Origin of the sequence: Reichenbachiella faecimaris, from assembly GCF_900176375.1 — a bacterium.
Classification (GTDB): domain Bacteria; phylum Bacteroidota; class Bacteroidia; order Cytophagales; family Cyclobacteriaceae; genus Reichenbachiella; species Reichenbachiella faecimaris.
On sequence record NZ_FWYF01000003.1, the window covers coordinates 78,870 to 99,195 of the forward strand.

The following is a 20,326-nucleotide window of genomic DNA, read 5'->3' on the forward strand; positions in this document are numbered from 1 at the left end:
AAAATAAGCGCAAAGTTAGCCTATTTTTAGTCAGATCAAGAAATTAAGTAATTGATTAATTTAGATTTTGTACATCTGCATAAAGCATAATTTTAATCGGACATAATGCCAACTTTCAAAAAATAATGCCGTTTGAACTTTGTATTATTGCATTTTGAAAAGCATTTTTCGGCCATTCTGAATGAAAGACCTCGCACATCTGAATAAGTATTTTTTTAAGTACAAGTATCACTTGATCTTAGGAACCGTGTTTATTATCATTTCTAATTTATTTGGAGTGATACCTGCCGTGGTGGTGAGACATTCCTTTGATTTGATTCAAGGAAGTTTTCAGGTGTTTAATGGCTTTGAAGGATTCAATCTGCAAAAGGACACCTACGATCTATTTGCCTCCAGTATATTGATTTTTGGTTTGGTTATTTTGGCGGCAGCCATACTCAAAGGCATTTTTATGTTTTTCATGCGTCAGACCATTATTGTGATGTCTAGATTGATTGAGTATGATCTCAAAAACGAAATTTATGAGCATTATCAAACACTGCCGCTTAGTTTTTATCGCAAGAATAATACGGGCGATTTGATGAACAGAATATCTGAAGATGTAAGTCGCGTGCGGATGTATGTGGGGCCTGCCATCATGTATGGGATCAATTTGTTCACCATGTTTCTGATTGTAATTCCGTTTATGTTGTCGATCAATGTGGAATTGACATTGTACTCTTTACTGCCCTTACCTTTTCTTTCGTTTAGTATTTATTATGTCAATAATATTATCAATAAGCGCTCTGAAGAAATTCAGGAAAGTCTGTCCGATCTATCCACATTTGTGCAAGAGGCATTTTCAGGTATCAGAGTGATCAAAGCCTTTGTTCGTGAGCAGGATTATAATGATAAATTCTCTGCGGCTAGCAATGACTATAAGAACAAATCACTAAAACTTGCCTTTGTGCAGTCCCTGTTTTTCCCACTGATCATGAGCCTAATTGGTCTCAGTGTGATTCTAACCGTCTATGTTGGGTCAATTGGTATTTTGCAAGGGGAGTTGAGCACGGGCAACATAGCTGAATTTATCATTTATGTAAATATGTTGACCTGGCCTGTGACGGCCTTAGGTTGGATTACAAGTATTATTCAGCGAGCGGCCGCTTCACAAAAGCGTGTGAATGAATTCCTTCATACTAAAAATGATATTGTTTCAGGAAAAAATATTGAGAAGGAAATAGAGGGGGATTTAATTTTTGAAAAGGTAAAATTCACCTATCCTGACTCAGGCATAGAGGCACTCAAAGCGGTCTCTTTTAGTGTGAAATCAGGCGAGTCAATTGCTATTATTGGGACAACCGGATCAGGGAAAAGTACTATCGCCAACTTGCTGTGCAGGATGTATGATACCACTGCAGGAGAGGTGAAAATAGATGGCATTTCTATCAAGGATTATTCATTGTCTACGGTCAGAGGCAATATTGGATATGTGCCGCAAGATGTGTTTCTATTCTCTGAGTCCATTGCAGACAATATTGCCTTTGGAAATCAAAAACTTAGTGATGCTCAAATTAGACAGGCATCTGATCACGCCAACCTCACCGAAAACATAGATCGTTTTCCAAAGGGATTTCAAACGATGCTGGGCGAGCGAGGTATTACCTTATCTGGAGGGCAAAAGCAGAGAGTTTCTATTGCCAGGGCAATAGCTCGCGAGCCAAAAATTTTGATCATGGATGATTGCCTGTCTGCAGTAGATACCAAAACAGAAAACAGCATTCTCAATAGTATGAAAAAAATAATGGTGGGCCGTACAACTGTCATTATCTCCCACCGCGTATCGTCTGCACAGCTTGCCGACAAAATTATTGTATTAGACGATGGTCTCATTGTAGAGCAGGGCTCTCACCAGGAATTGATGGGGCTGGAGGGTACGTATAAGTCCCTATACCAGAAACAAATACAAGGCGAGGAGCTATCCGTTTGACCAGAATCCCTCGCCTTATTAACTATAGCGGTTTAAAAGATGTTGTGGAAGTTTTTCTCTTCACTTCACTCCTACATTTAGATCAGCAATGAGACAATGAATATGACTGTCACGATAATTAGAAGTTTTGACATGTTATCTGTTTTCATCTCCTTAAAGTTTAGTTTTTGATGTGTTTTAGTGTTTTCAACATTTATTGTTTTGGCTAAAGTACGAGGCTATATCAGGCTGGATGCGTATTATTTGGACGAATAGCGTGTGGTTTACCTCATGTACACCTGGAGGGAATCAGAGCTGTCAGAAAACTAAACTTATGTGTCAGACGAGCTAAGTTTTCAATTTTGATTTCAATGACGTATTCTTACATGTCCACAAAAAATAGAATCATGAAAAATTGCTTGCTGGTCTTCCTGACCCTACTATCTATTCAGTTAAAAGCTCAAAAAGTGTATGTACACTGTGGGAGTCTAATAGACGGCTATTCGGACAAACCTATTCTGGCGCACACAGTGATTATCTTAGATGATAGGATTCTAGAAATAAAGAAGGGCTATTTAAAACCAACTGAAGAGGCCAGTTTAATAGACCTAAAGGAGTATACTGTGCTTCCTGGATTGATTGATATGCATGTGCATTTGGAACATGAAACAGGCCTAAATAAATACATGAACAAATTCACCCAAAATCCTGAAGACAAAGCTTTCGAATCCGTGGTGTATGCAGAGCGAACCTTAATGGCTGGATTTACTACAGTAAGAGATTTGGGAGGTTCGGGTGTGAATATTTCATTGCGCAATGCCATAAATAAGGGATTGATTGATGGACCTAGAATATATACAGCTGGAAAAGCATTGGGTGTGACTGGTGGGCATGCAGACCCTACCAACGGGTACAGTCAAAAACTCATGGGTAATCCAGGCCCAAAAGATGGTGTGGTCAATGGGGTAGAAGATGCCAGACAGGCAGTTCGACAGAGATATAAGAATGGCGCAGACCTAATTAAAATAACTGCTACTGGTGGAGTGCTTAGTTTGGCCAAAAATGGTACAGGCCCACATTTTCAAGAAGATGAAATTCGTGCTATAGTCGAAACGGCCAAAGACTATGGGTTTCACGTGGCTGCTCATGCTCATGGAGATGAAGGCATGCAACGTGCAGTGAGAGCGGGAGTCACCACCATCGAGCATGGCACCTACATGAGTGAAGAAACCATGCAAATGATGAAGGATAGAAACACTTATTTTATTCCTACACTTTTAGCAGGAGATTTTGTGGCTGAAAAAGCTGCTGAGGATGGCTATTATCCTGACATCATTGTGCCAAAAGCTGCAGCTGTTGGGCCTCAGATTTTTGACACATACAAGAAAGCCGTGAAGTTTGGTGTGCCTATGGGATTTGGAACTGATGCGGGCGTCTTTCTGCATGGCGACAACGGAAAGGAGTTTGAGCTAATGGTCGCTGGTGGGATGTCAGCCATGCAAGCCATCAAATGTGCAACTTCTATCAATGCCGCCATCTTGAATGAATCGGAAAATCTAGGAGGAATCAAGGAGGGAGTCTATGCAGACCTGATCGCCATAAAAGGTGATCCAGTGAAAGACATTAAATTATTGCAAGCCATTCCTTTTGTGATGAAAGGTGGAAAGGTGTACAAGTCTGAATGATGATTATTTGGCAAACATCTCGACAATTACTGAGTTGTCATCATATAGTTTTTCAAGCGTGTAATTATCCAGTTCTAGGCCTCTTTCTTTAGCGAGAAGCTGAAGTTTGGCTTCTACTTTTTTCGTGTTGGGCATCACCAATGGATGCATAGTCAATGCTGCTTGAAAAGTGGTCTGCCCTTTTATTTCCAGTACTTTTAGTCCAGCAGGGATCATAGACACTTCGTCTTCGAGCAGCACACCAACAAATCTTCTGCTCTCATATTCTCCCAGCGTGTCATCCTTGTAGTTGATAATGGATAAGGTGCCTGTCAAGTCGCCATTGGCAATGTATCCTTTCATTTCTTCGAATAAAAAATGTTCTTCTTTGGAGGTTAGACGACCCTTGATTTCCTTACCCGCCAAACTGTAGGAATTGTTTTTAGAAACGGCTGTTTGAACTTCTTCAAATCCGCCCAAGCTAAAATAAATGCTAAGCAAAATCACAAACAGTGCTGTGAACGAGGCGAACCAATAGATGTATTTTTTAGTCTGAGTATTGAGTGGCATATACTTTTAATTAATGCACAAAATTAAGAAATAATAAAAGGAGGAAATGAAAAAGACAGGTTGTTGACCTCTGCTTTTGTCACTTTTTTTTGAACGCGCTGAATATTAGGGATTTGGTCTGCAGCTATTTTTTATATATTGATCCACTAATAAATAGGTTTTGTTATAACCTAATGGAACCCTGCTTGTTGTTAGTTCGCAATCAAAACTCATTTCATCATTGTCTTTAATTTGATGAAAATCAAAGTGAGGTACTGGTGCGTCTTGACAGGCTATTGGTCGCGAGAAGTCCTCCAGTCTGCCGGTTGCAATTCTATTCAGTTCGTTTAAAACACTTCTGACTTTGCTTTCATCATTAAAGTCACCAAGCAATTGTACCCTGGATCGAATTTCTAAGTCGCGGCCTATTACTTTTCCAGACCTGATCACAACTGCAGAATCAATTACAAACTCATTTCTAAAAAAAGTATGAACAGTAGCCAACTTTACAAAGTTAGGGTTCTTAGAGAAGTCGAGCCCTTGATAAAAATCCTTGATTTCAGTTGAGCCATTTTCGTGTATAAACGAGTCAATGGGCAGTTCTCTTTTGTCGTACCAGATTTCGTGCATTTGATACTCATATCCCTCAAGTGTATTACCATTTCGTGATTCACTTTCAGTGCATTTGGCATACATACTTGCTTCCTTGGCTAGGTAGTGGAATCCGTTCTTTTCGATAAAAAATGGAATTTTATAATTTTCCTTGAGCTTCCATTTGCCCTGATATTTGTAGCATGGGTAGTTACAGTCTTCAGGCAAATCGTCTAGTTTGACATACGGACTGACAAATGAAGTTTCAAACGTCCAGCGGAGCATTTCATCCCTTTTCGGAATTTTTTCGAGAGACTCCTCGATGCTTGAAATATTGATGATGCCCATCAGTGCGAGCAGAATAAGCACTAACAAAGCTGTGGCGATAAAAATCCATACTTTGTTTCTTACCCAATCTGTTTTTTTTACTCCTGTTTTAAGTTCTGATTCCAGGTTTTGGATGGTAAGTATTCTATCCAGATTTTGAATAGCTCGTTGATATTCACCTTCTGTGGCAGTTTTATTTATGAGTCGTGAAAATTGTGCGTCGCTGTAGCCTAGCTCTCTTGAAATATCAGAGTTGCTCGATTTTTCAAATCTGTGTATCTCTGAATCGTATTTTCCGAAGAGCTTTTTAAGCTTAGAAATGAAGTCTTTGTAGAGTAATTCCATGCGAGAATAAAAAACTAAGCTAAACTATCTGGGTTAATTTTAATATGCTCAATTGGTGAAATCCAATAAAATTCACTAAAAAGGGATATAATTTTTTGAATTAGGACTTTTTCGAATCCAAACCAATACAATTACAAATAATTCAAAACAAAATTCTCAGTTGAATTGCATGATCTACTGGGAGTTTAATACAGATACAAAAAACAAAATTCTATGATTAAAGCACTACTAATAAGAGTTTGGTGTATGGGTTTGTTTCTGTTTGCCTATCAGGCGAATGCACAGCAGCAAATACAAGGCACCGTGAAAGACTCGTATGGAGAATCGCTCATTGGAGTGACGATACTAGAGCAAGGCACTACCAATGGTACTATTACGGACATTGATGGAAACTACATGATAACAGTGGCTGGTTCAGAATCTATTCTAGCCTTTAGCTATGTTGGGTACAAAAAGGAAAACAGATCAGTAGGATCGCTATCAAGGATTGATCTTGTTCTAACTGAGGATTCAGAGCAGTTAGAAACAGTGGTCGTGACAGCCTTGGGGTTTGAACAGAAACAAGATGATTTGGGATATGCTACCTCTGTGGTCTCTAATGAGAGCATTGCTAAATCTGGTGAATCTACCCTTTTAAATTCCCTTTCAGGTAAATCCTCAGGGATAAGAATTTCCAGAAATTCGGGAGACCCTGGCGCAGGGGCATTTATTCAAATTAGAGGGTTGTCTTCTGTTACTCGAAATTCACAACCGTTGATCGTTGTAGATGGCGTGCCAATAAGTAATGCCTCAAGAGGAAACAACGAAGGAATTGCTCAACAGTCCAGATTGAATGATATAAACCCCAATGACATTGAGTCAGTATCCGTCTTGAAGGGTGCAAGTGCGGCAGCGCTTTGGGGCACTCAGGCACTAGGAGGGGTGATTATGATTAAAACTAAGTCTGGCAAATATAATCAAGACCTCCAGGTCAGTTTCAAATCGAGCTACTCGGTAGATGTGATCAACAGAAAGTATCCTCTTCAAACCAAATTTGGCCAAGGAAACAATGGAGTTTGGGCACCAAACGTAGTGGACTCCTGGGGAGATAAAATTTCGGACAGAACAGGAGGAGAGGATGAACTAGATACCTCTGGTGAATATTTCATGGATCAGAACGGAAAAGTCTGGTACCCAGTCGTATCCAAAAATTCACAAACAATTTATGATGATTTTAATTTTGATCAAATTTTTCAAAACGGTCATTTTTGGGAGAACAACATAAGCCTCACTGCTGGCAATGACAAAGGCAATATATTTTTTAGCATAGGTGATATGAATCAGGAGGGGATCATCAAAAACAACTCTGATTATCGAAGAACCACAGTTCGGACCAATGCAGAGTATCTGATGACCAGCAAGCTCAGAATCAATGCCAATTCAACATATATCAAAACAAAGTCAAACAGAATACGACGAGGGGCAAGTTCGTCGGGTCTTTATTTAGGCTTGTTGCGTACGGCACCCGATTTTGACAACTCAGGGTATAGGGGGTCATATTTTGGCCCGGGAAATGTGGCTCCAATTGTGAATAGACATAGATCCTATCGGAATCCGGTTGGTAGTTCAGGTTCAGCAGGATACAACAATCCTTCTTGGACAATCAATGAACAACAAGACTTGGCAGAAGTAGATCGCTTCATAAATACTTTCAAACTTACCTATTCGCCTACGACTTGGTTAGATTTAATTGGCAGAGTAGGGATTGATCACTATAGCGAAGAAAGAGAACAATTTTATACACCTGGTTCAGCAGCTGGAGCATTCGGCACAGGGTTGTTTAGCAATGAGACGGCAGTCAATGCGATCTTCAATATGGACTACATAGCCAAGGCCTCCAAGAGTTTTGGCGACAATTTTTCTGGTACATTGCTGGTCGGGTTCAACTACAACAATAGAAGAACTCAGGTGGATGGAAGTGAGATCAACAACTTTATTCAATATGCTGATGTAGCAGGTATTACTAGAGATATAGACAATGCCCTGCCAGAAAACAGATCTGTAGCTAGTTCTTATGGCTCAGAGCGAACGGTTGGGACTTATTCGGAGTTGACCGTTTCGGCCTATGATATGCTATTCGCTACGGGTACTGTTAGAGCAGAATCTGCCTCTACTTTTGGTGACGCGGATAACACCTTTGTTTTCCCCTCAGTGACATTAGCTTGGAAATTTTCTGAATTGCTCGATTTTGACTTTTTGTCTTTTGGTAAGTTGAGAGGATCCTATGGCGAAGTAGGAGTGCAACCAGCAAGATATAGTACATCCAATGTATTTGTGTCACCAACATACGCTGATTCTTATGGTGGCGGATTGTCGCTTGGTCTGTATGGAAATGGAGGGTTTGTGCCTAGCACGAATAGAGGTAATCCAAGCCTAAAGCCAGAGCGGAAAAAAGAATTTGAAGTAGGTTCAGATCTTCGGTTTTTGGGTGATCGTTTGTCTTTGAGTGGGACATATTTCAATAACACCACGTCCGATGTATTATTGGATTTTCCTGTCGCAAACAGCCGGGGTTATGATGAAATCTATGCGAATGCAGCAGAAATTAAGAATAGTGGTGTGGAGCTGGATTTGGGCTATACTGTACTAAGAACTAGCCATCTATCATGGCAACTGAACTTTATCTATACACAAGTTGACAATGAAGTAACGGATTTAGTCGGGGTAGAATCACTGGAGCTTGGTGGTCTATCAGCAGTGAATAATCGCGTAGTAGAAGGTCAACCACATGGTATTCTTTGGGGCTCTCGAACGCTTAGAGACGATGACGGGAATATCGTTTACGACGCTTTTGGTTTTCCAGAACAAGATGAAGAAGAGGGGATTATTGGCGATCCCAATCCAGACTGGCAGGGTTCAATAATTTCAACATTAAAATACAAGGGATTTACGCTTTCGGCTCTTTTTGAGACTTACCAAGGGGCAGATATTTATGCCGGAACTAAATCGGCACTGTATGATTTGGGCAGATGGGAGGATTCAGGCCTAGAAACAACTGCTAATCAAAACCTGCTCGATTATAATGGCAATGTGATCCTCGCTGGAACTACTTTCAGAGGCACCATTGGTGACTTTGGTGCTGGCCCCGTGGCGTTGACTCAACCTTGGTACTCAGGTGATGGTGGTTTTTTCGGCAATGGCAACGACGAACTGTACATTGAAGACGGGTCTTGGACTAGACTCAGAGAGCTTAGCTTGTCTTATGCTTTGACATCTCCATGGTTGAAATCTAAAACAGGATTGAGATCAGCTGAAATTTCTGTTACAGGTAGAAATTTATTGCTATGGACTCCATTCGAAGGCAACGATCCGGATACTAACTTCAGTGGTGTGAGCAGTGGTCGTGGAATTGACTATTTCAACAACCCAGGAACCAAGTCCTACATCTTCACACTTTTGTTAAACTTTTAATCAACAGAACAATGAAAAGTATATTTAGTATAAAAAATATTTGGGCATTGTCTCTTTTGCTTGGGGCATGTAGTGGTTTGGTAGAGGATTTGAATGACAATCCGAACAGCCCAATTACCGCACCTTATCAGAATATTTTAACAGGGGCAGAAGTTGGTAATATTGTGCTACAGACTGGAGAGACTGCCCGAAGAGCGGGTATCTTTTGTGGATACTATACAGGTATTGATAGACAGCATCAAGGATTTAGCACCTATACGGTTACTACAAGCGACTTTGATGCACTATGGGATGACGCTTTTGTAAATACCTTGAGGAATGCAAGAATAACCGAGGAAGTTGCACTCGAAGCAGGCATAGAAGGAGTTACTAAAGGGATTACTCAAGTGCTTCAGGCCATGGCTTTTGGTACAGCTACTTCTCTATATGGTGATATTCCATTCGATGAAGCTGCGTTCGAATTTGAAAACCCAACTTATGAAGATCAGGTTCAGGTTTATGGTAAGATTCAAATGTTACTAGATGCAGCGATCATCAATTTACAAACAGGAACAGGAAGACCAGCAGCAGGTTCGGAAATATATTTAGACGGAGATCCAGTAGCATGGATAGAAGTAGCCAACTCCTTGAAGGCACGGTACTACATGCATACCAAGGAATATGCGAACGCCTATGGTGCAGCCTCTGTAGGTATATCTTCTATGGCTCGTTCCTTGTATGCGCCACACGGTACTGGAGCGGATGAGTCTAATCTCAGCTATCAATTTTTTGCCGTGGAGGTTCGTGGAGCAGATCTGATTGTATCCGATTTTATGGCCAGTATGGTAGCTCCTGATGGGGCGATCAGCCCTGATATTACTAATTATCGAGGAAATGCTAAGACCAACGAAACTGCCAGATTCAATTTTCTCTTTCAGGTCAATTCTGCAGGTGTTCAACCCAACACTGGAGATGGCTGGGCTTCCCAAACTGCTTCAGCACCCTTGATTACTTACGAAGAGAATCTATTGATTTTGGCTGAAGCGGGGCTAAGAAGTGCTGGATTTGCTACTGGACTCACACACCTCAATGACTTTAGAATTTTTATGGCATCTGGCGGTTATATGACCAATGCAGATCTGGCTCAGATTCAGTATGATATATATGTCACAGCCGACTTTCAGGCAGGAGGTATGGAAAATATAGACGGACTTTCTGTAGACAACGCCTTACTGCGTGAGGTTTTGGAAGAGAGGTATGTGACTTTGTTTGGACAAATAGAAGGATTTTCGGATACTAGACGAACTCTGGGCGAATCAGCAGTTAGAGTTCCTGTTGTACCTAATGAAGGCACTGATCTTCCTGGTCGTTTTATATATCCACAGTCTGAAATAGACAGAAATAGCAGTACGCCTAATCCTTTGCCTGGCTTATTCGATCCTACTACGGTCAACTTATAAACTAATCATATAGTAATGATACAATTGATTAAAAGACAAAAAATATGGTTGTTAATTGTTTTGGTGACGTGGACATCGTTTGTCCACGCTCAGAAGAAAGACACTCTGCGAGTACTTTTTGTAGGAAATAGTTTCACTTATTTTTTCAATCTTCCTCAGGTGGTTTCATCTATGGCAGAGACACAAGGCCAAGTTATTATCACTAGGCAGTCCACTGTAGGAGGCTCCAATTTGGAGCAACACTGGAAAGGAGAAAAAGGTACCAAAACACGTGAGATATTAGACAATGGACAGTGGGATTATGTGGTTTTTAACAACCATAGTTCGAGTGCTATTGATACGCCAGAGAGTTTTATGGACTATGGTCAAAAGTTTGCTAAGTTGGTGAGACAAAAAGGAGCTGAACCCGTTTGGATGATGACCTGGGCCTACAAATCGAATCCGTTGATGCAGGATGCCATTACTGAGGCGTACAAAAAGTTGGCTTCAATCACCAAATCTGATTATGTACCCTGTGGCCCTCTGTATGCTAGTGTCCGAAGTCTGAGACCAGATATGGAATTATTTCATGATGACAAACATCCGTCTTCGAATGGTACTTATCTTTTAGGCTTGGCGTTTTACAAATATTTCTTTGGGTTGGAAACTAATGGTATCCCTGAAAGGCTAACAACCACAGACATTGATGGAGAAAAGTTATACTTGATATTCATGACACCATCTGATGCTGACTTCTTGCAAAAATTGGTGGATGATTTCACTATTTCAGAAAGGAGAAGTGCTGATGAATAAGAAAAATAGAGATCGAATCGCTCTCTTCTTAGGGCCAGCTCTTTTTATTGCAAGTCAGCTTTTAGATAGGCCTGCTCATATGAGTCAGGAGGCCTATAGTGTCTTTGGGGCTACTTTGTGGATAGCTGCCTGGTGGATATTCGAAGCGGTACCCATTGCAGTTACGGCTTTGCTGCCTATCGTGCTATTTCCCATGACTGGCGCCTTAGACATAGCATCTACCACTACCGCTTTTGGGCACAAGTATATTTTTCTATACATGGGTGGGTTTATACTGGCTATTGCGATTGAAAAATGGGGTTTGCATAAACGTGTGGCTTTGCACATCATTAATTTGATAGGCACCAATATTCAAAAGATCATATTAGGATTTATGGTAGCCACGGGTTTTTTGTCCATGTGGATATCTAATACCGCTACATCCGTCATGATGCTGCCAATTGGAATGGCTATTGTCTCTCAGTTCAAAAGAAATGAGGGTCAGGGGGGAAATCAAGGAGAGAAGTTTGGAAAGGCACTGATGTTGGCCATAGCTTATAGCGCATCTATTGGCGGTTTGGCTACCTTGATTGGTACGCCTCCTAATCTAGTACTGGCAGGGATTCTAGAAGAGCTGTATCATGTGAAACTGACTTTTTTTCAATGGCTCAAATTTGGGCTTCCCGCTTCGGTCATGTTGATACTAATCTGTTGGAGATACCTGACGAAATATTCATTCAAATTTGATAATAATCAATTCCCTGGAGGAACGGTAGAAATCAAGCGAATGCTGACAGACTTAGGAAAAATTAGCTACGAGGAAAAGTCTGTATTAATTGTGTTTGCTTTTACAGCTATGGCTTGGATATTCAGATCGCTGTTGCAAAAGGTTATGCCGGGTCTGGATGATTCTATCATTGCAATAATTGCCGGGATTGTCCTATTTACTTTGCCTGCAAAAAGTCAAAAAAGAAAACTGATCACTTGGGAAGAAGCAGTGAAATTGCCTTGGGGGATTATTCTACTTTTTGGTGGAGGTATGGCTTTGGCCAAAGGCTTTACTAGTACAGGTTTGGCTGAGTGGATTGCCATGCAGATGGCTCAATTGCAAGGACTGAAAATGATTGTCTTGATGTTGATACTGGTTGCGATGGTCAATTTTTTGACCGAGATCACTTCAAATTTGGCAACTACGGCCATGTTGTTGCCAGTATTGGCGCCTATGGCTTTTGCATTTGATCTTCATCCGTTTATGATTATGGCATCGGTCACGTTGGCTGCTTCATGCGCATTTATGTTGCCTGTAGCCACACCACCCAATGCGGTTGTTTTTGGATCAGGTTATCTGAGAATTCGAGATATGGTTAGATCAGGAGTGGTGATGAACATCATTTCTATTATTCTGATTACAGTCTTTACTTACTTTTTACTCCCTTATTTATGGGAATTCGACCCAACTTCTTTCCCAAAGGCATTTAAGGCTTTTCTGGATTGACAATAAGAAACAAAACGAACGATACGATGAAAAATTTATATAAAAAATTCTTTAGAACTGTGTTGGCTGTCATGTTGCCAGTCATGGTTTTGACTTCATCCTGTGAAGATGAAAGTGATCTAGAAATCACCAATGATTTAAGGGTTCTTCTGGTCAAGGCCAATGGAGAAAACATTACCACGGGCGTGGTGGGTGTAGCAAATGAAAATGTAGTGATTGAAATTACATTTTCACATGCCCTGGATCAGGTATCTTTTGAGGCAGCTCTGAGTATTTCGGGATCACCTACTTATACTTTGTCTTATGATGAGACGGGATCTTTTGCGTCATTGAGTTTCCCAGCTTTGGATTACGAAACTTCTTACACATTGGATTTGCCAATTGGTACATATGGTGCAGGAGACGAAGCGCTCGACAAAGCGTTCAATCTCACTTTCACTACGAAAGAATTTGTTCCTCCTACGTTGACATTATCAAGTGAAGAGACAATACTCACTGAAGGGCTAGCTGCCATGGTGACGGCCACTATCAGCGAGGCTATTAGTGTTGATGTCACCTTGGATCTAACTTTTTCAGGAACGGCAACTAAGGATTCGGATTACACGGCTAACCTTGAAAGTCTGACGATTGCTGCAGGTTCTACTAGTGCTGCTGCCGAATTGACTATAGAAAGTGATGCTATATCTGAAGGAGAAGAGACTATAATAATTATAGCAGTCTCAGTTAATAATGCAATTTACGACGAAAATGATGTGACTATTTCTCTTTTTGATCTATTACCAAAAATGGAGCTAAAGGGAGTCATGGAGTTGGACAACTACATCAACGGAACTGATGGACGAGTTCGTGCGATCCACATATTAGTTACTGAAGATATTGCGAATTTGGGTGAGTATGGAATAGAAATAGCTGCCAACGGAGCAGCTCCAGACCCAGCTGATATAGATTTCACTTTTACTGATTTGACAAGTGCTTCTGCTGGAGAACACCTCCTTATTGTCAGAACTGATGATGAGGCGAATGCTTCTGCTTATTTCGAATCGAGTTATGCAGATTTCACTGTTATTACCTCTGATGCGATTACACAAAATGGAGATGATGCCATATTGCTTTATCAAAATGGTGTTTCTGTAGAATCTTTTGGAGATCCAGGTGTAGATGGTACTGGTGAAGCCTGGGAGTATACTGACTCATGGGCGTATAAGCTGGCAGATGAGTGGATTTATGGAGGTGTAGGCTGTGTAGAATTTGCCACAGGTACTGGAGTGGTGTCTACCTCTGAATGTATCTATCCATTTAGTTCTGAAGGAATAGAATTTAGAGGGATTATGTCATTGAGCATGGCAGCAGGCAATGGCAGAGCGTATCATTTTAGAGCACAAAAAGATATTGACGACTTGAGCCAATTTGGAGTTGGTATTGCAGCCAATGGACAAGAAACCTCTGATGGGGTTGAATATAATTTTCCTGCACAATCGGCTAGTGAAGGAGAGCATATTTTGCTTTATAGAGATAGTGACGAGTCAAGGCTCACGGATTATTTTGGGTCTTGTTTTGCTTCTTTTGAACATGCCATCCCTTCTGACTTTGTTACTTCCAATGGAAACGATGTCATAGAACTTTTTAGCGGTACCACATTGATAGAAACGTATGGCGTACTAGGTGTCAATGGCGAAGGTGAACCTTGGGAATACACAGGCTCCTGGGCTAGCAAAGTAAATGCTACCTGGACTTATGCGGGCGTGGATTGTACGAGAGACGCTATAGACAACGCAACTTCAGGATGTTCATACACGCTTTGCGATTAATAGTTAAAGCATTTTTTGAAATGGAAGGTTTCTGGTTTTTGCAGAAACCTACCAATATCAGTTAATTATGGGAATTGATTTGAGAATTTGGACTTTAGGTTTTGTGTTGACAATCGGAGCTTGCTCGGATGGAGAAGAGATAGTAAGTCCAGTGAAAGTAATATCTGCGACCGTAAATGGCGCATTAATAAAAAATGGGGACACAAATATTGCGATTGATTTTAGTTTGGAAATCGTATTCGACACTAGTTTGGATACTGATGTAGTGAGCCAGTATTTGCACTTCACTACATCTGATCAAACAGTAGTATATGATCTCACTTTTGCGAATGCTACCTCCAAGCTTATAGTCACTGCTGATCTGGTGTATAATACTACATACGAATTAGTCATGGCTGTAGGGCCAATAGGCTTAGCAGGAGAAGTTTTAGAGACACCTCTGAGCTTGGCCTTTACTACAGCAGAAGACGAAGTGATTAGATCCATGGCTCCGTGTACGAATACGGGATCTTGTCTCAATACCACAGAATTAACAACGGGAGATGGTACAGGATCATTTACATTTTATGCTAATTATCCCATTTATGAACCTAATGCTACTTGGGAAAATTTGTCACAAGCTATAATAGTTGTTCATGGATTAGAAAGAAATGCAGACGACTACTATAGCTATTTGAATAGTACGCTAGAGCAGGAAGAATTGCAGGAAAATACTATTTTGATCGCCCCATTTTTCAAAAATAATGGAGAAGCAGAAAATGATGATTTATACTGGAATGGCTCTGCCTGGAGAGAAGGGCAAAATTCAATAAGCAATGTCAAGCTAAGTTCATTTGCAGTATTGGATTCATTAATTACACAGCTTGCTAATTCTGAATTGTTTCCAGTGCTTGAAGAGATTTTAATTACAGGGCACTCATCAGGAGGGCTGTTTACGCAAGTGTATGCTATTGCTAATAGAGCGGAAAATCAAAACTCGGCGTTATCCTTCACCTATATGCCGTCCAACAGTCAGTATTATTATTACCCCAATGGATTTAGGTATGACGAAGACATACAAGTGTATACAGAGCCATCAAGCTGTGCCTTGTACGATTCGTGGCCCTTGGGTTACAAAAGTTTGCCATCATACTTGGATGGCGTGTCTCTAGAGACTTTCAACGGGCAGTTGACTGACCGTACCATCACTTACCTGCTTGGCAACGGAACGGGCAGCGACGGTTCATTAAATACTAGTGATTGCAAAGCTACACTACTGGGATCGACCAGATTTAGCAGAGGAGAAAATGTATTTGCTCATGCTCAGCACTACTTTTCACCTGCTAACCAAACGAAGGAGATTGTCCAGGGAATTGGCCACGATGGGCAAGGCATGTATCAATCCTCTGAATTCAAAGCTATTTTATCAGAGCTATTCAAATAAGCAATTATTAGCCTCACACAGGAAGTAGCCTGTGTGATTTCCCCTTTGACATCCGATCAAAATTGATCTGGCTGGGACATTAGTGAATTTACATTTTAAAATAATTATTAAATAAGAAATGATCGAATCAGGAATAAAATCAAATAAGTGCGGTTTATCCGATATAGGAATAACACAGGTCACAGAGGCCCATTGGAATCTATCTCCTTCAGAATTGACTGAGATCGCATTGCAAAACCGAGAAGGACAGCTGACTGATACTGGAGCATTGATGTGTGATACAGGGAAATTTACAGGTAGATCTCCGAAGGATAGATATATCGTGCAGGATGGCTTGACAAAAAGTGCTGTGTGGTGGGGAGAGATCAATATCCCCATGGATTCCGAAAAATTTGATCTGTTATACGCCAAAATGATAGGGTTTCTTGCAGGGAAAAAAGTATTTGTGCGTGATGCCTATGCTGGTGCAGACAAGACGCATCGTATCGACCTTAGAGTGATCAACACACTGGCTTGGCACAATTTGTTTTGCTACAATATGTTTATCGAACCAGAAGAATATAAGTTGGAAACTTTCGTGCCCAATTTTACCATTATCAATTGTCCAGAGTTTGAGGCCAATCCTGAAACAGATGGAACAAGAGCGAAAAATTTTGCAGTAATCAATCTGACCAAAAGGATTATTCTGATAGGGGGAACGGGCTATTCAGGAGAAATGAAAAAGGGGATCTTTTCTGTACTGAATTTTCTGCTCCCCTTAGAAGATGGAGTACTACCCATGCACTGTTCGGCCAATATGGGAATAGAAGAGCGCGATACGGCTATTTTCTTCGGTCTGTCTGGCACTGGCAAGACCACTCTCTCTGCTGACCCCAATAGAATTTTGATTGGGGATGACGAGCATGGCTGGACAAGTGAAAATGTGTTCAATTTTGAAGGAGGATGTTATGCCAAGACCATTGGATTATCTGAGGAGAATGAACCAGACATTTATCGCGCAATTAAGTTTGGAGCCATTTTAGAAAATACAAGATTTTATCCAGACAAGAGAGAAGTTAATTATGAAAATGTGGAGGTAACTGAAAACACAAGAGTATCCTACCCTATTTCTCATATCTCCAATTCTATCGAACCTTCTATTGGGGGCATACCGCGAAATATATTTTTCTTGACTTGTGATGCCTTTGGGGTGATGCCACCTATTCAAAGACTAAGTACAGATCAGGCGATGTACCATTTCATTTCTGGTTATACTTCTAAAGTGGCAGGAACTGAGGAAGGCGTTACTGAACCTATGCCTGTTTTCTCAGCTTGTTTTGGAGCGCCATTCATGCCACTACACCCCTCAGAGTATGCTAAATTATTAGGGAAAAAACTGGAAGAAAACAGTACCAATGTTTGGCTGATCAATACGGGCTGGACTGGTGGAGCTTATGGTGTGGGCTCAAGAATAAAATTGAAATATACTCGGGCAATGATCTCTGCAGCTTTATCTGGCGTGTTGGATAATGTGGGTTTTAGAACTCACTCTATGTTTGGAGGGCAAATACCCACCACGTGCCCGGGCGTTCCGAATGAAATTCTTAGTCCGAGAGAGACATGGAAAAATGATGAGGCCTTCTATAAAACGGCAAATGAATTGGTGCTGAAATTTCAAAAAAACTTTGATCAGTTTAGAGATAGGGCGGAAGAATCTATTTTGTCTGGCGAACCAAAAACAAACAGTATGTGCAATTAGAAGTAAGAGGTTAGAGTCAGAAATAGCAACTGTACCAATATATTATTGGTACAGTTCGGAACGAGATTATGATGGGCAGCTTTTATTCCAATCTGGCTTGATTCAAATTCCTGAATGACTTGCATTTTAAAAGCATAACTATAATCTCGTTGCGTTCGCTTAACATACTCTGTGTTCTTTTGATAAGGTCACTTTTTATGTAACGTTATTTCAGGACAGGATTGTGATGTATAACAAAAAAGGCCGATTTCGGGTGAAATCGACCTTCGTTTTGTGACCTTGTCAGGATTCAAATTTATTTAAACAACATATTGATAATCAATTTGCTAAGAAAGGAGTGCTGATAAATGGTACAATAAAGGTATAAACTTGATTAGTTCTACTGATAGATTTATTGATCAATAATAATTATTTATGTCAGAGTGGTCTTGTATAAAATTTGCCCAGTAGTTTTTGCCAAATAATATTTTGTTAGTAATATTGATCCAGCAACTTGAGAAGGATAAATTAATTTATCTTTTTTGAAAAAACCAAATAACCTATGATGTGCATTTCTGATGAGGATAATATTGTAAAATTATTCTTTCCAAATTCAAGAGTTTTAATCTCCATTCATCTGAGCATTATTGACTGTTAATTTTTGCCACAGTCTTTCAGAATCTGAATTTATTTAACCTAATCATTACTCAATATGAGTATAATCAAGTATGTACGCAGAGCTCAGCGTATAAATCGCCTAGTAAAGATGAAATCCACCGGAACTCCCGAACAGTTCGCGGACAAATTGGAGATATCACGCAGTACCTTGTTAGAACATTTGAAAGAGTTTAAACTTATGGGAGCTGAGATTGAATATAACAGGCACATACAAAGTTACACCTACAAAGATGATCAGAGCTTGCAAGTGAGTTTTGGACACACTCAATTGAGTGAAGAAGCGTTGCTTAAAGTTCGAGGCGGAAGCAACAAAACTTTCGAACAAAATCAAAGTCCGGTAATACTGGACTTTGTTGATCTAAAATTGTTACGCAGGCACTTTAGAAGCGCGCATTTGGTGTCAGTTGGGTAAGCTGAAAACCAATCTAGAGTAGGCAATTATTATAATATTTTCAAAATGAAAAAATCAAATAAAAAATTGACTTTGAACAAAGAAACTGTCTCAAGGTTGAATGATGAGCAAATGGAAAGCATTAAAGGAGGAGACATCTATATTCTGACAATTGGGAAAAAGTGCCAAGAGCACAAACACAGCCTTGCAGGAAGGTGTTAAGTATTTGGATTAGGGGTCAATTCGACCCCTTTCTTTTAACAGATTACATAAATGAGAACCTATATAATGTCTTTGCTGATCATGCTAAGCTTAAAAAGTTTTGCTCAAATCGGCATTAGTGAAAATCTCGATATCAAATTTTTGGCTGAGATACTAAACCAGAATCGTATTGTTGGTTTGGGAGAAGATAGTCATGGATATAAAAATTCTTCGGAAATTAAGGTAGCTCTCATTAAAGAGTTAAAACAAGAATATGGTTTTAACACGGTAATATTTGAAAGTTCTTTCTGCAACAATTGGGCGGCAAATAATTGGAATTTAGAACCATTGGATGACATGAAAAGTAGAATCTACAAAGTTTGGAATACTGCTGAGTTATTGGATTTATTTGAATATGCCCAAGCAAGCGATATGAAGTTTTTTGGGTGCGACATCAAAGGACAAACTGGTTATCGTAGTACCATGTTTGAGGAGCGAATGGCAGAACAAATCTCAAAAGTTGACCTAAAGTTGGAAACAACTTTTTATAATCTCGAAGAGAGGACAGCAGTATATCGCGAAATGTTTTCTTTAAAAAAACGTGAAGTAGCACAAAGAGATAGTGTAGATGCTTTGATAGATAAATATGAGATTCTTTCGGGCCAAGTAAAACTTTCAAGTAGATTGGATTCAACTACAAAATCGTGGGTATTGGCTTGTTTAGACAATAGAAAGAGCTTGTTGCGTTTAGTGAAAATTGAGTACGGAAATTTTGAAAAGGTGACATTTAGAGACGCAATGATGTCCAGTAATCTACAGTGGTTGCTAAATGGTCCTTTCAGAGATGAAAAAGTAATAGTATGGGCCGCTGACAGTCATTTAGCTAAAAAAAGGTACTTTGACACCATGATAGCACTACTGCCTGATAGCATAAAATCCAACATGTATAGTATGGCAATAAAGCCGAAACGTAAAGCTAACGCAAAGATCAAAAAAACAATGAAAAACATTAAGGCTCAAGACTACTTTTTTGTAGATCAAACAGCTAAATATTTTCCTGAAAAGTATCATGGTGCTTATGATGGTATTATTTTCTGCGAAAAATGGGAGAAAAGTAGGCTAATAGAATAGGTGTATGTTGTATTTGATAGAGTCCGATAATATTGGACTCTAAAGTTCTAAAGTTGTAGCACTGGTTCCAGAATAGCGCGCGTCTGTTATCAGTTGGGCAAGCCGAAAACCAATCTAGAGTAGGCGCAATTTTTTAAAATTATTATAATGAAAAAATCAAATAAAAAATTGACTTTGAACAAAGAGACGGTTTCAAAGTTAAATGATGAGCAAATGGAAGAAATAAAAGGTGGGTATTTCCATATTTTATCAATTGGTGCACGTTGCCAAAGGTCACGCATGCTAACACATCATACATCTTGCTAATAATTTTATAAATATACCACAGCCACAACCACGTGGTTGTGGTATTTGAATCGGAATATGAGGGGTTTACTAACTATATGGGTTTGTTTTTA

15 protein-coding genes and 1 pseudogene are annotated in these 20,326 nt (G+C 39.9%); 13 read left to right on the plus strand and 3 right to left on the minus strand.

The annotated features are described in order from the left end of the window. The first annotated feature begins 181 nt into the window (after positions 1-181). Both B9A58_RS12925 and B9A58_RS12930 read left to right on the plus strand, forming a co-directional pair. Complete coding sequence (locus B9A58_RS12925; RefSeq protein ID WP_084373296.1) at positions 182-1,969, plus strand: ABC transporter ATP-binding protein; 1,788 nt, start codon at positions 182-184, stop codon at positions 1,967-1,969. Between the two features lie 383 nt (positions 1,970-2,352). Continuing rightward, complete coding sequence (locus B9A58_RS12930) at positions 2,353-3,633, plus strand: metal-dependent hydrolase family protein (protein WP_221407876.1); 1,281 nt, start codon at positions 2,353-2,355, stop codon at positions 3,631-3,633. Between the two features lie 3 nt (positions 3,634-3,636). Here B9A58_RS12930 and B9A58_RS12935 read toward each other — a convergent pair whose 3' ends face one another. Together B9A58_RS12935 and B9A58_RS12940 are read right to left on the minus strand one after the other, a co-directional pair. Continuing rightward, positions 3,637-4,182, minus strand: coding sequence for a hypothetical protein (locus B9A58_RS12935; protein WP_084373297.1), 546 nt, complete (start codon positions 4,180-4,182; stop codon positions 3,637-3,639). Positions 4,183-4,287: 105 nt separating this feature from the next. After that, complete coding sequence (locus B9A58_RS12940) at positions 4,288-5,424, minus strand: hypothetical protein (protein WP_084373298.1); 1,137 nt, start codon at positions 5,422-5,424, stop codon at positions 4,288-4,290. 213 nt (positions 5,425-5,637) lie between these two features. On the opposite strand from B9A58_RS12940, the gene B9A58_RS12945 reads away from it, so the two are divergent. From B9A58_RS12945 to pckA, 7 genes are all read left to right on the plus strand, one after another. Beyond that, positions 5,638-8,874, plus strand: coding sequence for a SusC/RagA family TonB-linked outer membrane protein (locus B9A58_RS12945; RefSeq protein ID WP_084373299.1), 3,237 nt, complete (start codon positions 5,638-5,640; stop codon positions 8,872-8,874). Between the two features lie 11 nt (positions 8,875-8,885). After that, complete coding sequence (locus B9A58_RS12950; RefSeq protein ID WP_084373300.1) at positions 8,886-10,313, plus strand: SusD/RagB family nutrient-binding outer membrane lipoprotein; 1,428 nt, start codon at positions 8,886-8,888, stop codon at positions 10,311-10,313. A 15-nt stretch (positions 10,314-10,328) separates the two neighbouring features. Continuing rightward, positions 10,329-11,105, plus strand: coding sequence for an SGNH/GDSL hydrolase family protein (locus B9A58_RS12955; RefSeq protein WP_084373301.1), 777 nt, complete (start codon positions 10,329-10,331; stop codon positions 11,103-11,105). Then, positions 11,065-12,579, plus strand: a complete 1,515-nt coding sequence (locus tag B9A58_RS12960) for an SLC13 family permease (protein ID WP_245827086.1) — start codon at positions 11,065-11,067, stop codon at positions 12,577-12,579. Before B9A58_RS12955 ends, B9A58_RS12960 begins: the two co-directional genes overlap by 41 nt. Positions 12,580-12,605: 26 nt before the next feature. Continuing rightward, a complete protein-coding gene (locus B9A58_RS12965; protein WP_084373302.1) occupies positions 12,606-14,387 on the plus strand; it encodes a hypothetical protein in 1,782 nt (593 codons plus the stop codon). 67 nt (positions 14,388-14,454) lie between these two features. After that, positions 14,455-15,810, plus strand: a complete 1,356-nt coding sequence (locus tag B9A58_RS12970) for an Ig-like domain-containing domain (RefSeq protein ID WP_084373303.1) — start codon at positions 14,455-14,457, stop codon at positions 15,808-15,810. 118 nt (positions 15,811-15,928) lie between these two features. Further along, the gene (gene pckA, locus B9A58_RS12975) at positions 15,929-17,548 is read left to right on the plus strand and encodes a phosphoenolpyruvate carboxykinase (ATP) (protein WP_084373304.1); all 1,620 of its coding nucleotides are present in this window, start codon (positions 15,929-15,931) and stop codon (positions 17,546-17,548) included. Between the two features lie 80 nt (positions 17,549-17,628). Here the strand turns inward: pckA and B9A58_RS20795 are convergent. Beyond that, positions 17,629-17,727, minus strand: a pseudogene (locus tag B9A58_RS20795) (transposase); the annotation flags it as partial. Between the two features lie 566 nt (positions 17,728-18,293). On the opposite strand from B9A58_RS20795, the gene B9A58_RS12980 reads away from it, so the two are divergent. The 4 genes from B9A58_RS12980 (at position 18,294) to B9A58_RS12995 (ending at position 20,234) form a co-directional block, all read left to right on the plus strand. Continuing rightward, positions 18,294-18,617, plus strand: a complete 324-nt coding sequence (locus B9A58_RS12980; protein WP_139793880.1) for a hypothetical protein — start codon at positions 18,294-18,296, stop codon at positions 18,615-18,617. A gap of 45 nt (positions 18,618-18,662) precedes the next feature. Then, complete coding sequence (locus B9A58_RS12985) at positions 18,663-18,818, plus strand: class I lanthipeptide (protein ID WP_084373306.1); 156 nt, start codon at positions 18,663-18,665, stop codon at positions 18,816-18,818. A 51-nt stretch (positions 18,819-18,869) separates the two neighbouring features. After that, positions 18,870-19,928, plus strand: coding sequence for an erythromycin esterase family protein (locus B9A58_RS12990; protein ID WP_084373307.1), 1,059 nt, complete (start codon positions 18,870-18,872; stop codon positions 19,926-19,928). A 147-nt stretch (positions 19,929-20,075) separates the two neighbouring features. Next, on the plus strand, positions 20,076-20,234 hold the full coding sequence (locus tag B9A58_RS12995; RefSeq protein ID WP_084373308.1) for a class I lanthipeptide: 159 nt from the start codon (positions 20,076-20,078) through the stop codon (positions 20,232-20,234). Positions 20,235-20,326 lie beyond the last annotated feature (92 nt).